The 13,294-nt window shown below is 67.8% G+C and carries 11 protein-coding genes; 6 read left to right on the top strand and 5 right to left on the bottom strand.

Translation table 11 applies throughout. The annotated features are described in order from the left end of the window. Positions 1–81: 81 nt before the first annotated feature. Both parC and KF889_26185 read left to right on the top strand, forming a co-directional pair. Complete coding sequence (gene parC, locus KF889_26190) at positions 82–2,322, top strand: DNA topoisomerase IV subunit A (protein ID MBX3502951.1); 2,241 nt, start codon at positions 82–84, stop codon at positions 2,320–2,322. A 26-nt stretch (positions 2,323–2,348) separates the two neighbouring features. Then, a complete protein-coding gene (locus tag KF889_26185; GenBank protein ID MBX3502950.1) occupies positions 2,349–3,167 on the top strand; it encodes an undecaprenyl-diphosphate phosphatase in 819 nt (272 codons plus the stop codon). Positions 3,168–3,195: 28 nt separating this feature from the next. Here the strand turns inward: KF889_26185 and KF889_26180 are convergent, their stop codons facing one another. Next, positions 3,196–3,924 carry an arginyltransferase gene (locus tag KF889_26180; protein ID MBX3502949.1) on the bottom strand — a complete coding sequence of 243 codons (729 nt, stop codon included), beginning with the start codon at positions 3,922–3,924 and terminating at the stop codon, positions 3,196–3,198. A 159-nt stretch (positions 3,925–4,083) separates the two neighbouring features. Here KF889_26180 and KF889_26175 point away from each other — a divergent pair, with 159 nt between their 5' ends. Then, a complete protein-coding gene (locus KF889_26175; GenBank protein MBX3502948.1) occupies positions 4,084–4,536 on the top strand; it encodes a thiol-disulfide oxidoreductase DCC family protein in 453 nt (150 codons plus the stop codon). Beyond that, a complete protein-coding gene (locus tag KF889_26170) occupies positions 4,533–6,179 on the top strand; it encodes a DUF4166 domain-containing protein (protein MBX3502947.1) in 1,647 nt (548 codons plus the stop codon). The genes KF889_26175 and KF889_26170 overlap by 4 nt, the downstream gene beginning before the upstream one ends. On the opposite strand, the gene KF889_26165 is transcribed toward KF889_26170, so the two are convergent. From KF889_26165 to KF889_26150, 4 genes are all read right to left on the bottom strand, one after another. Beyond that, on the bottom strand, positions 6,154–8,571 hold the full coding sequence (locus KF889_26165) for a penicillin acylase family protein (GenBank protein MBX3502946.1): 2,418 nt from the start codon (positions 8,569–8,571) through the stop codon (positions 6,154–6,156). The two genes, KF889_26170 and KF889_26165, sit on opposite strands and share 26 nt — an antisense overlap. Before the next feature lie 16 nt (positions 8,572–8,587). Next, a complete protein-coding gene (locus KF889_26160; GenBank protein ID MBX3502945.1) occupies positions 8,588–9,751 on the bottom strand; it encodes a CoA transferase in 1,164 nt (387 codons plus the stop codon). 105 nt (positions 9,752–9,856) lie between these two features. Beyond that, on the bottom strand, positions 9,857–10,957 hold the full coding sequence (locus KF889_26155) for an alpha/beta hydrolase (protein MBX3502944.1): 1,101 nt from the start codon (positions 10,955–10,957) through the stop codon (positions 9,857–9,859). 43 nt (positions 10,958–11,000) lie between these two features. Then, positions 11,001–11,879 (bottom strand): EamA family transporter, encoded by an 879-nt coding sequence (locus KF889_26150; protein MBX3502943.1) that lies wholly within the window; start codon positions 11,877–11,879, stop codon positions 11,001–11,003. A 57-nt stretch (positions 11,880–11,936) separates the two neighbouring features. Between KF889_26150 and KF889_26145 the strand changes: the two genes are divergently transcribed. Further along, positions 11,937–12,923, top strand: a complete 987-nt coding sequence (locus KF889_26145; protein ID MBX3502942.1) for an alpha/beta fold hydrolase — start codon at positions 11,937–11,939, stop codon at positions 12,921–12,923. Between the two features lie 26 nt (positions 12,924–12,949). Next, entirely contained in the window at positions 12,950–13,246 is a 297-nt protein-coding gene (locus tag KF889_26140) for a hypothetical protein (GenBank protein ID MBX3502941.1), read from the top strand. Positions 13,247–13,294: the final 48 nt, after the last annotated feature.

The raw sequence follows: 13,294 nt of genomic DNA, 5'->3' as shown, positions 1-13,294 counted from the left end.
CGCGGACCTATTGAGGCAGGCAATATCCGCTACAACAACGAAACGGCGGCCGTTCTTCGCGGCCACCGGCCCCTCTAGAGAATGGCGAAAAAGACCGTAACGGCCGCGCCGCCGCCACCCCCGATCCGGCCGGTGGCGCTGGGCGAGGCGCTCTCCGAGCGCTACCTCTCCTATGCGCTCAGCACCATCATGGCGCGTTCGCTGCCCGACGTGCGCGACGGGCTCAAGCCCGTGCATCGCCGGCTGCTGTACGCCATGCAGCAGCTGAGGCTCGACGCCAACGGACCCTACAAGAAGAGCGCGCGCGTCGTCGGCGACGTCATCGGCAAGCTGCATCCGCACGGCGACCAATCGATCTACGACGCACTGGTGCGGCTGGCGCAGGATTTCGCCATCCGCTACCCCCTGGTCGATGGCCAGGGCAATTTCGGCAACATCGACGGCGATAACGCCGCGGCCATGCGCTACACCGAGGCGCGCCTGACCGAGGTGTCGGAAGCGCTGCTCAGCGGCATCGACGAGGATGCCGTCGACTTCCGCGCCAATTTCGACGGCTCCGAGACCGAGCCGGTCGTGCTGCCGGCGGCCTTCCCCAACCTGCTGGCCAACGGCGCGGCGGGCATTGCAGTGGGCATGGCGACGTCGATCCCGCCGCACAATGTCGGCGAGCTCTGCGATGCGCTGCTGCATCTGATCAAGATGCCCAACGCGCGCATCGAGACCCTGGTCGCGCACGTGCCCGGCCCGGACTTCCCGACCGGCGGCATCCTTGTCGAGCCGCGCGAATCGGTGATCGAGGCCTACAGGACCGGGCGCGGCTCCTTCCGCATGCGCGCGCGATGGATGAAGGAGCCGCTGCCGCGCGGCCAGTACCGCATCGTCATCACCGAGATCCCGTACCAGGTCCAGAAGGCCAAGCTGATCGAGAAGCTGGCCGAGCTGGTCAACGGCAAGAAGCTGCCGATGGTCGAGGATGTGCGCGACGAATCGGCCGACGATATCCGCCTGGTGATCGAGCCCAAGACCGGCAACGTGCCGGCCGACCTGCTGATGGAGCAGCTCTTCAAGCTCACCGATCTGGAGAGCCGATTCCCGCTGAACCTCAACGTGCTCGACGCCGACCAGACGCCCAGGGTCATGGACCTGCGCGAGGCGCTGCAGGCCTTTCTCGACCATCGCCGCGTCGTCCTGCAGCGGCGCACCCAGCACCGGCTGGCGGCGATCGAGCGGCGGCTGGAGGTGCTGGGCGGTTACCTGATCGCCTACCTCAACATCGACGAGGTGATCGAGATCATCCGCCGCGAGGAGGAGCCCAAGGCCGTTCTGATGAGCCGCTTCAAGCTGAGCGACGCACAGGCCGAGGCGATCCTCAACATGCGCCTGCGCAGCCTGCGCCGGCTGGAAGAGATCGAGATCAAGCGCGAGAACAAGGCGCTGACCGAGGAGCGTAAGGGCTTGAAGGCGCTGCTCGCCGACGAGAAGGCGCAGTGGCAGTCGATCGCCGGCGAGATCCAGGAGCTGCGCAGGAAGTACGGCGCGAAGACCGAAGAGGGTCGTCGCCGCACCGAGGTCGCCGACGCGCCCGTGCCGATCGACGTGCCGATCGAGGCCTTCGTCGAGAAGGAGCCGGTCACCGTCGTTTGCTCCGAGAAGGGCTGGATCCGCGCCGCCAAGGGCCACCTCGAGCCGACCGCCGCCGCCGATCTGAAGTACAAGGAAGGCGATCGCGAGAAGTTCACCCTGCACGCGATGTCGACCGACAAGCTGCTGGTGTTCGGCACCAACGGCCGCTTCTACACCGTGGGCATCGACAAGCTGCCCAGCGCACGCGGCCATGGCGAGCCGCTGCGCCTGATGATCGACCTCGCCAACGACCAGGACATCGTCGAGATGCTGGTGCTCAAGGGCGGACGGCGCTTCCTCGTCGCCTCGCACCAGACACGCGGCTTCATCGTGCCCGAGGACGAGGTCGTGGCGCAGACCAAGAACGGCAAGCAGGTGCTCAACCTCACTGACAACGAGGAGGCCGCCGTCTGCTCGGTGGTGCCCGACGGTGCCGACCACGTCGCGGTGATCGGCGACAATCGCAAGCTGCTTGTCTTCCCGATCGAGCAGGTGCCCGAGATGGCGCGCGGCCGCGGCGTGATCCTGCAGAAGCACAAGGATGGCGGGCTGTCGGACGCCAGGGCGTTCAAGCTGTCCGAGGGCCTGTCGTGGCAAAGCCGCACGAAAAGCGCGGCGGAGCTCAAGGAGTGGATCGGCGAAAGGGCCCAGGCGGGACGGCTGCCGCCGTCCGGCTCACCGCGGGCCAACAAGTTCTGATCGGCGTGGACGGCGGCGGAGGCGGCATGGACATCCTGACCATCCTCAAGGCCGCGCTGCTCGGCATCCTCGAAGGTCTGACCGAGTTCCTGCCGGTCTCTTCGACAGGTCACATCATCCTGATGCAGGAGCTGATCGGCTTCCAGGGCCCCAAGGGCAAGGTCTTCGAGATCGTCATCCAGCTTGGCGCCATCCTGGCGGTTTGCTGGCTCTATCGCGCGAAGATGTGGCGCACGGCACTCGACATCCGCCGCGATCCGGTGGCCCAGCGCTTCGCCGCAAACATCGTGATCGCCTTCCTGCCCGCCGTCGTGATCGGCGTGCTGTTCCATAGGCAGATCAAGGAAGTATTGCTCAACGCCTGGGTCGTCTCGGTGGCGTTGATCGTGGGCGGCTTCGTCATCCTGCTGATCGAGCGCTTCGCGCCCCGGCCCTCGGTGAAGCGGGTCGACGACATGGACTGGAAGCTGGCGTTGAAGATCGGCATCTTCCAGTGCCTCGCCATGATCCCCGGCACCTCGCGTTCCGCCGCCACGATCATGAGCGCCCGGGTCTTCGGTGCTGATCGCGCGACGGCGGCGGAATTCTCGTTCTTCCTGGCGATACCAACGATGCTGGGTGCGGCGGTCTACGACACGTTCAAGAATCGCGCATCGCTCGGCGCCGATTCAGGCGGCATACTCCTGATTGTTGTCGGCTTCGTCCTGGCCTTCGTGGCCGCGATGCTGGTTGTGCGCGCCGTGGTCAGCTTCGTCAGCCGATACGGCTTCGGCATCTTCGCTTGGTATCGCATCATGCTGGGCAGTGTGGCGTTGGTGCTGCTGGCGGCGTTCCAACATCTGTAGGGCGTCGTTGGGAGCGCCGGCGCCGCAGCTAACCCAGCCTCTCCCAGCCATTGGCACCCAGCGCATCGATCGGGCGGTAGCGCACCTTGTACGCCATCTTCTGCGAATCACTGATCCAGTAGCCGAGGTAGACATAGGGCAGACCGCGACGGGCCGCCTCCGATATCAGCCACATCACCATGTAGACACCCAGTGCCCGGCGTGGCTGGCGCGTATCGAAGAAGCTGTAGACCGCCGACAGGCCAGAGCCCAGCGCATCGATCAGACAGGTGCCGATCAGCCGGCCGGCCGGCCCGCCGTCGCGGAACTCGACGAGATGCGTGTCGACCGGGCTCTCCTCGGTCATGGCACGGTAGTCGTCGAAATCCATGTCGGCCATGTCACCGTCGCCGTGGCGGGCGGCGACGTAGCGCGAGAACAGCGCAAACTGCTCGCTGGTCGCCATCGCCGGCACCACCGCGGCATGCACGCCCTCGTTGGCGCGCCAGATGCGTCGCTGAGAGCGGCTCGGCGCGAACGCACCGGACGGCACCCGCACCGGCACACAGGCGCGGCAGCCATCGCAAAGCGGCTTGTAGACGAAATGGTGCGAGCGGCGGAAGCCGGAATCGGTCAAGCGGTCGTGCAGATCGAGCACATCGGGGCCCGCCAGCTCGGTCACCAGCTTGGTCTCGAATTTGTGCGTGAGATACGGGCAGCGCAGCGCCGGCGTGGTTCGGAAGAACCGCAGCGGGGCCTGTGCTTGCCGTATGAACATCTGGTATGCCGGAACGTGGTGGGCGACAGTGAAGTGTAGGCACATCGATCGCGATACGGCCAGCGCTTCGTCCGCGGCATCGCTCCCACATGCGGCTTCCTGTCAATGGCAATGATCAATGTTCACGCGCAGGATCGAGGGACGAAAAAGGGGCACCCCATGTCGTCGCGACGGCGCGTGCCGCCGAACGGAACCGCCCTGCCGCCGCCGGCGGTGGTGGGGCCGCTGATCCTGTTCGACGGCGTCTGCGTGATGTGCTCGGGCTTCGTCGCCTTCGTCATCCGGCGCGATTCCCGGGCCCGGTTCCGCTTCGTTGCCGCGCAGACACCGTTGGGCCAGTCGCTGCTCTCGCGGCTGGGCCTCTCGACGACGGATTTCGAAAGCAGCATCCTGATCGAGGATGGCCGCGCCTGGTTCAAGTCGGGCGCGCTCTTCGCCATCCTGCGTCATCTGCCCTGGCCCTGGCCGTGGCTGACGGTTCTGCGGTTCCTGCCGCTGGCGTTGACCGACTGTGTCTACAACGCCATCGCCGACAACCGTTACCGCCTGTTCGGCAAGCGCGACTCGTGCCTGGTCCCGACACCCGACATCAGCCGCCGGTTCGTGGAATGAAGGTTACGGTTCTGGGCGCGACCGGCCTGTTTGGCGCGCGCATCTGCCGGCTGCTGGTGCGCGATCCCGCGATCGCGATCACCGCCGTCGCCCGCGACCGCGCAAGGCTGGGGAGGCTGCGCCAGGAACTCGGGGTGACGACTGCCGCGTTCGATCTCGCCGGCGACTGGCATGAGGCGCTGCGCGCGACCGGGCCCGACCTGGTCATCCATACTGCCGGGCCGTTCCAGGGCCGCGACTATGCCGTCGCCTCGGCCTGCATCGCGATGGGCGCCCACTACATCGACCTTGCCGATGCGCGCGACTTTGTCGCCGGCATCGGCGCGCTCGATGAGGCGGCGGGCGCTGCTGGAGTCCTGGTCGCCAGCGGCGCGAGCACGGTCCCCGCGCTGTCGTCGGCCGTTGTCGACCGGCTGCGTGAGGGCCTCGCGGACATCGAGGCAATCGACATCGCCATCACGCCGGGCAATCGCGCGCCACGTGGCCGCGCCACCGTGGCCTCGATCCTGAGCTATGTCGGCCGTCCACTAAGTGTGTGGCGAGGTGGGCGATGGTGCGAAGTCCCTGGCTGGCACGATTTGCATCGTCGCCGACTGCCGACCCTGGGACGCCGCTGGTTCTCGGCCTGCGACGTGCCCGATCTCGCGATCTTCCCCGAACGCTACCAGGTGCGTGAGCGCGTCTTGTTCCATGCCGGGCTGGAACTGTCGCTCCTGCATCTGGGGCTGTGGCTGCTCTCATGGCCGGTGCGCTGGCGCTGGGTGCGTTCCCTGGCCCCGGCAGTGGTCAGCCTTGTCTGGACCGCCGACCTCGTTCGCGCTTTTGGCACCGACCATGGCGGCATGGCGGTCGATGTCGCCGGCCGTCACGCGGACGGCCGCGCCGTCTCGCGCCGCTGGCGCCTGATCGCCGAGTCTGGGGACGGACCATGGGTGCCGACGCTCGCCGCCGTCGCGCTGGCCCGTGGCTTGGAGCGCGGCTCCGTCGCCGAGCGCGGCGCGCGGGCTTGCGTCGGACTGCTGGCGCTCGACGACATCCTCGCCGTCGCCGAAGGGCTGGCGATCCGCACCGCGTCGGACGAAGTCGGGCCGGTCTACGAAGGCGTTTGTGGGTGCGGCGCCTGGTCCGTTCTGCCGGCACCGATCCGGGCGTTGCACGACAATGTCTCGCGCGCGCTCTGGTCGGGTCGCACCGATATCGTGGGCGCGTCCAATCCGCTGGCCTTCATCGCCGCGCGCATCGTCGGCATGCCGCGCGCGGCCCGGGATGTCGACGTCACGGTCGAGTTCGAGGCGCGCGATGGCGTCGAGCGCTGGCGGCGATGGTTCACCGGCAGACCGTTCGTCTCGCTGCAATACGCCGGCGAGGGGCCGGATACGGGCACTGTAATCGAGCGCTTCGGCGTCCTGTCCTTCGCATTGCGCAATACGCTGGACGGCAATGGCCTGTCGCAGGCCATCGCGGCGGCCTATGTGCTGGGCATCCGCCTGCCGCGCGCACTTTGGCCGCGCGTGCATGTGAGCGAGCGGATCGACGGGCGCGGGCGCTTCACCTTCGATGTCGATATAGCCGTGCCGCTGCTCGGCAGGCTCGTCGCCTACAAGGGTTGGCTGATGCCTACTTCGCCGGTGGCGCGAGATTGAGAGTGCCGATGCCCTGGTTGATCACGGCGAAGCGGAATCCCGCGATGCGCACATAGTCGAAGCGGCGCCAGCCGTCGACCAGGTTCCGGTACCACGGCGACAGCACGTTGCCGGACTGGCCCAGCGGGATGGCGAAGCGGCTGTTGTCGAGATCATCGAAATCGTAGATCGCCCGCAAGGTCGCGCCATGCACGGCGCCGAAGGGATCGCGTACGCTGTATGCGGCGCGGTTGAGCGTATGCGGGCCGCCGTCCGAGGGAAAGCGAACCGAGGCGAAGTTGCGTACCAGCGGCAGGGCATCGAGCAGCACATGGCGGTGGACCGCCGGATGCGCGTCACCCCAGCGCCAGCGTTCCATGCTGGCGCCGAAGCGTGCGACGAGCTGGTCCAGAGCCGTGTCGAGCGCCCGTGCGATGATGTCGGCGCAGGTCTCGGCCTCGCGCGTGCGCGTGTCGTTGCACCACGGGCTGTTCTCGCGCAGCGTCTTGACCAGGAAGGCGACGCTCTGGCCGGAAACCTCGCGGAAAAGGTCCTCGCCCAGCTCGTCGGAGTAGAGCGCGCGGTGCAGCTCGCGCAGCCAGGCGCTGTAGATCAACGGCTCCGGCCGGTCGGCCAGCATCCGCCTGTTCCAGGCGCGCAGCATGTCGATGGCGGCGGCCTGGCGGAAACTGCGCGGCTCGATCGCCAGCATCAGAGGCAGCGTGTCGGCCGTATCGGGCGAGACGTTGTCCTCCTGCATCGCGATCATGCTGCCGACGCTGTGGCGCTGGGCGGCCGCGAGCATCGCCGCGGCGCGGCGCTGCCGGTAGGGTTCGACCCAGTCCCTGGTGATGAAATGACGATAGGCCTGGGGCGTGACACGCGCATTGGCATTGACGATCACACCGCTGGGCGGATTGAAGGCGCGCGGCAGCTCCTCGAAGGGCACGAAACCCGCCCAATCGTACTCGCCGGTCCACCCCGGCATCGGCAGGCTGCCGTCGCCCCGGCGGCGGATCGGCACGCGTGCCGGCGAGATGAAGCCGATGTTTCCCTCAATGTCGGCGAACACGATGTTCTGCATCGGGCTGACGATCTTGCGCGTTGCAGCGAGGAACTGCTCCCAGTTGGCCGCCAGACCGATCTCGAGGAAGCCTTCGGCGGAGGTGTCCGCGGGATCGAGCGCGGTGGCCGAGAGCGCCAGCACATGGCCCGCGGGTGTCGCCGCGGCGATGGCTTTGGGATCCAGCACGTCGGAAATCACCGGACCGTGGCGCGTCTCGCGCACGCGCAGGCGCACAGGGTCGCCAAAGCGGACGTTGATGACCTCCTCGCGCACGGCGAAGGCGCGCGAGCCGTCGGGGGTCACGTAGTTGTTGGGATTGGTCGGATCGATCTTCTCGATGAAGAGATCCTGGCTGTCGAGGTTGGTGGTGGTGAATCCCCAGGCAATGCGGTTGTTGTGGCCCAGCAGGATCGCCGGCGCCCCGGGCATGGTGGCGCCACGGATGTCGAAATCCCGGCCAACCAGGCGGGCGAGATACCAGGTGCCGGGCGCGGCGAGGCCGAGATGCGGATCGTTGGCCAGCAGGGGCTTGCCCGAGCGCGTGCGCGCGCCCGATACGACCCATTCGTTCGATGCCTCGCGCTTGCGCGTCGCGTCGTGCTCGGTGACGTCGTAGAGCCGATCGAGCGGCAGCGACCGCAGTGCCTCATTGACCACCGATAGCGTGGCGTCGCGCGCATCGTCGAGCTGGGGAAAGAGCTCGCGCGCCTTCTGCTCGCCCAGCGCCAGCATCACGCGCGCGCGCATCAGCTCGGCCCGCCAGTTGCCGTCGAGGCTGAGCGCGAACAGCTTGGCGATCACCAGCGTATCCGCCGGCGCCCAGGGTTCGGGTGTCACCTGCAGCAGCGTGAACTCCGGGCCGAACGAGCCTTGGCGGTCGCGGATATACGTGTTCACACCCTGGGCGTAGGACTCGAGGATGCGGCGGGTGCGCGGCTGCAGGGCGTTGACGCTTTCCTGCGCGCGCCGATAGACGCCGAGACCGCGCATGGTGCGGTCGAGATCGAGCAGCGGCTTGAGCGGGCCCAGCGGCGGCAGCATCTCGGCGACGCGGCCGGCGCCGACACGGCGGCCGAACTCCATCTGCCACAGCCGGTCCTGGGCGTGGGCGTAGCCAAGCGCCAGGGCCGCGTCCTCGTATGAACTGGCGAAAATGTGCGGCACCGCGTTGGTGTCGCGCACGATCTGCACGCGGTCCCGCAGGCCGGCGATGGTGCGGTTGCCGGAGAGCGAAGGCAATGAGCCGCGCAGATGGAAGTAGAGGCCTGCAGCCATCACCGCGAGCACGATGACCAGCGAGGCCAGCACGCCGCCGAGTCGGCCGAGGATGCGGCCCAGGCGCTTCATGCTGCGACGGGAGCGATCACGCCCCGTCCAGCCACTTCACGATGCGCACGCGGTCGCTGTCGAGGTCGGGCGCGGGCGGGCGCGTCGTGTCGTCGGCGAAGGCCGACATCTTCAGCGGATTGCCGGCCAGCTTGAGCACGCCGCCGTTGCCGTCGGGCACCGTTACCAGCATGTTGCGCGCCGCGACCTGCGGGTGAGCCAGCGCCTGCTCGATGTTGTTGATCGGCCCGCACGGCACGCCGGCCTTGCCGATGACCGCGATCCAGTGCTCGGTGGTGTTGGTCTTGAGCACCGATTCGATCTCGCCCTGGATCTTCTCGAAGCTCTTCAGGCGCAGGGCATTGGTCTTGTAGGCGGGGTCGGCCGCCATGTCGGCCCGGCCCAGCGCCTCGCAGGTCTTGAGCCACAGCCCGTCATTGCCGGCGGCAATGATCAGGAAGCCGTCGGCGGTGCGAAAGGCCTGGAACGGCGTGATCGTGGGATGGCGTGCACCGAGCGGGCCGGGAATCTCGCGCTCGACCTGGTAGCGCATCACCGCGTTCTCCAGCAGCGCGATCTGGCAGTCGAACATCGCGATGTCGACCTTTGTCGATTCGCCCGTACGGAAACGGTGCAGCAGCGCGGCGTTGACGGCGATGGCGGTGTAGAGGCCGGCGCCGATATCGCCGATCGACATGCCGACACGCGCCGGCGGTACCTCGGGATAGCCGGTGACGCTCATGATGCCGCCCATGCCCTGGACGACCATGTCGTAGGCCGGGTCCCTGGAGTTCGGACCGGTGTGGCCGAAGCCCGAGGCCGAGGCATAGATCAGCTGCGGGTACCTTGGATGCAGCTGTTCCCAGCCGTAGCCCAGCTTCTCCATGGTGCCGGGGCGGAAGTTCTCGACCAGGACGTCGGCCTTGGCCAGCAGCTTTTCGAAGATCGCGCGGTCGGCATCCAGCTTCAGGTCGAGCGCGATCGATTCTTTGCCGCGATTGACCGAGGCGAAATACATCGAGCGGCCCTCGATGAACGGCCCATAGGCGCGCGCGTCGTCGCCGCCCTTGGGCGGCTCGACCTTGATCACCCGCGCGCCGAGCTCGGCCATCATCATGGTGCAGTAGGGACCGGCGAGGATACGCGACAGGTCGATTACAGTGACGCCCGACAGCGGGCCCTTGGTGGCAGAAACGCTCATGCGACTCCCTCGAATCGGGAGTGTCATAGCTCAGACGAGATGGACCTTCCAGACATAGTGCGCCGGGCTACGGCCAGCAATTGCCTGGTCGCGGGCGCGCCCCGATCATCTCCGTTCGGCCAGCACCGCGTCGACGGCGCGCCAGACACCCCAGGCATTGTCCAGGGTGACGGCGGAAAAGCCGACATGACCGATCCGATCGACGAGGAAGAGCCTCGCCGCGCCGGGTCGCGCGGCGGCAGCCAGCGCCTCGCTCTCGCTGTAGGGGATGATCGAATCGTTGCGGCCATGCACGAGGATCAGGCGCGCCTTCAGCGGCTTCAGGTCGTGCAGCGCGAGGTTCAAGGCATCGATGTCGCGCCGCACCGCCTCTGGCAGCGCCGCGATCAGGGCGGGCAGTTTCGCCGGGTCGGTTTCCTCGAGCAGGTCGAGCACTGCCAGGCCCTGCGGCGAGAGCATCGCCCGAACGTCGGCAGAGGAGGCGGTGCTGTCCTCGAGCCGGCGATCGGCCAGCGAGCGCAGCAGGTCGCGGTCGCGCTCGTCCTCGAGGCGGCCGGCATTGGCCTGCAAGAACACCCAGCGGCTGTAGGTGTTCGGCCCCATGCGATGCAGCAGCGGATCGTTCGCGCGGCGGAAGGTGCCGGTGACCAGGAACCGGATGACGCTGTCGGTGCTGTGGTAGCCGCCGATGCCGATGATGAAGTCGACCTTGGACACGAGGTCGGGTTCGAGCGCGGCGATGATCGCCGGCCCGACGCCGTAGGATATCGCGGCGATGCCGGAAGGCAGCCAGGGGCGATTGGCGTTGGCGCCGCGCAGCACCTCCGCCAGGGTATCGGCATCGGCGCGCGACAGCGACAACCGGCGCGGGCCCGGCAATTCCGGAACGATCACCAGGAAGCCGACGCGCGCCAGCGAGCGCGCCAGGTTCTGCAGGCGTGGCTCGTCGCGACCGAGCACCGCGGCGCCGGGGACCAGCACCAGACTCGCCCGGGCGCCGCTGGCCGGCGTGTAGAGATCGACCTCGACGTTGCGCAGCGTGCTGGTGGCTTCGCGCGGCGTTCCGGTGAGGCGCTTGAAGAGCGATCGCTCGCCGGAGGCGGCGATGTCGGACATGAGCAACGCCGCCGTCGTCCAGCGCAGCGGGTGGCCGAACGCGAACAGTGCGGCGATGGCGAGGCTGAGAACGATGACGACGCGCCTCATGCGCCACCAGCCTGCGGCGAGAGCATGGCGAAAGGGTGGCCCGCTAGGCCGGCGCCAGCCGTGGCCTGGCGGCGCGCATTTCCCACAGGGTGTTGAGCGCCAGCGCTCCCACGATCACGCCGCCGCCGATGAAGCCGTAGAGGCCAGGCGATTCGCTGAAGGCCAGCCAGACCCAGAGCGGGCCGAGCACGGTCTCAAGCAGGCCGACGAGACTTGCGGTTGCCGCCGGCAGGTGGCGCAGGCCCAGGGTGAACAGCACCAGACCGAGTCCGAGCTGCACGACGCCGAGGAAGGCAAGCCAAGGAATCTCGTTGGTCGGCGCCGGAAAGGGCCAGGCCAGGGGCAGGGTGATCAGCGCCGAGACGATGCCACCCAGCACTACGGCGAACATCATGCTCACGTCGGGCCGGGCCCGGAGCACCACCATGTTGGCGGCGAAGCAGATGGCGCAAAGGAGCGCCAGGAGCGGGCCGACGATGCCCGTGCCCGCGAGCGAATCGACGACCGTCAGCGCCACGCCGCCGATCGCGGCGAGCATCGCGATCCAGGTCGCCGGCCGTACCGCCTCGCCAAGAAACACGCGCGCCAGCAGGGCGGCGATCAGCGGCGCGGAGGCGGTGACCACCAGCGTGTTGGCCACGGTGGTGTGCTGCAATGCAACGAAGAAACCAACAAAGGCGCCCGACAGGCAAAAGGCGCTCAGCAGCATCGCCCGCCAGGCGCGACGCAGCGCGTCGAGCGTCGCGACACGATCGAAGACCATGAGATAGCCGCCGATGGTCAGGGCCATCACCACCGAGCGCCAGAACACGATCTCCCACGGATTGGCCTGCAGCGAGCGCGTGACGACGCCGGCGACGCTCCAGCACAGAGCGGCGCCGGCGACCAGGGCGACGCCCAGGGCGAAGGATGGACGGACCATGGTGGCAGGTTATGTCCGGCGCCTGCGACGGAGGCAACAATGGTATTGTTCGACGCAATGTCCGTCGCTCTCGACATCGAGCCGTTTCGCCCGCGATTCCCCTGGCTGACCGCCGATCTACAGACCATCGCCAACCGCATCCTGCCGCCCACGACGCACCTGGGCGCCGGGGCGAGCGAGCGCATCCGACTGCCGATGGCCGACGGCAGTGGCGACACGCTGCTTGCCAGGCTCGACCGGCCGGCGGTCGATCGCGGTGGCCCGCTGGTGATCCTGATCCACGGGCTGACCGGCAGCGAGGACAGCGCCTACGTGCGCACCACCGCACGTCACATGCTGTCGCAGGGCCGACGGGTGCTGCGGCTGAACCTCCGCGCCGCCGGCGAGTCGCGCACGACCTGCGGCGACATCTACTACGCCGGCCGCACCCAGGACTTCCGCGCCGTCCTCGGCCTGCTCGATCCCCGCCTGACGAAGGACGGGATCTTCGCCGTCGGCTACTCGCTGGGCGGCAACATGCTGCTCAAGTTCCTCGGCGAGGAGGGAGCTTCGGCGCCGTTGATCGGTGCGGCCACCGTGTGCACGCCGGTGGATCTGTCGGTGACCTGCCAGCATATGCTGCGGCCACGCAATCGCTTCTATCATCGTTACATCCTTGGGCAGATGAAAGCGGAGGCGACGGCCGCGGGCGCGCGGCTGACGGCGACGGAGCGCGACGCGATCCTCGGCTGCCGCTCGGTATGGGAGTACGACGACGTCTTCATCGCGCCACGCCACGGCTTCGCCGGCGCCGAGGACTACTACGAGAAGAACAAGGCCCTGAGATTCATGCCCGCCATCCGCAAGCCTACGCTGGCGATCGCCGCGAGCGACGACCCGTGGATACCGATCGCGATCTATCGCGGCTTCGACTGGAGGGCGCATCCCGATCTGACGCCGCTGCTTGCCGAAGGCGGCGGCCATGTCGGATTCCATGCCGCGGGTCACGCGCTGCCGTGGCATGATCGCGCGATTGAGCGCTTCATCGGGGAGATCACGAAATGAGAAGCGTGACATGCGCGGTGGCAGCGATGCTGGCGCTGGCCGCCGTCGCGGGCGAAGCGAGCGCGCAGGCGGTGGGCAAGGACTGCACCTTCAAGGGCCGCAAGCTGTGGGGCAAGGTCCAGGTCGTGACCTCCTCGCCCGACATCAAGGTGCAGATCGTCAACTCGTTTCCCGACCTCAAGGTCATGAACGTCGGCTCGTTTCCCGATTCCTGTGGCAAGTGGCAGGTGGTCACGTCCTGGCCGGACCTGAAGGTCCAGTTCGTGACGTCCTTTCCCGACGTCAAGATCATGTACGTCAACAGCTTTCCTGGCGTGCCGTAGCATCGGTTGATTGCCGCGCGCGCGATACTGCCCTAAATTGTTGGCTGC

This window comes from Alphaproteobacteria bacterium, assembly GCA_019635875.1.
GTDB lineage: Bacteria > Pseudomonadota > Alphaproteobacteria > Reyranellales > Reyranellaceae > JAFAZJ01.
Note: the sequence above shows the minus strand (reverse complement) of the source record. Positions and strands in the feature narration are given on the sequence as shown.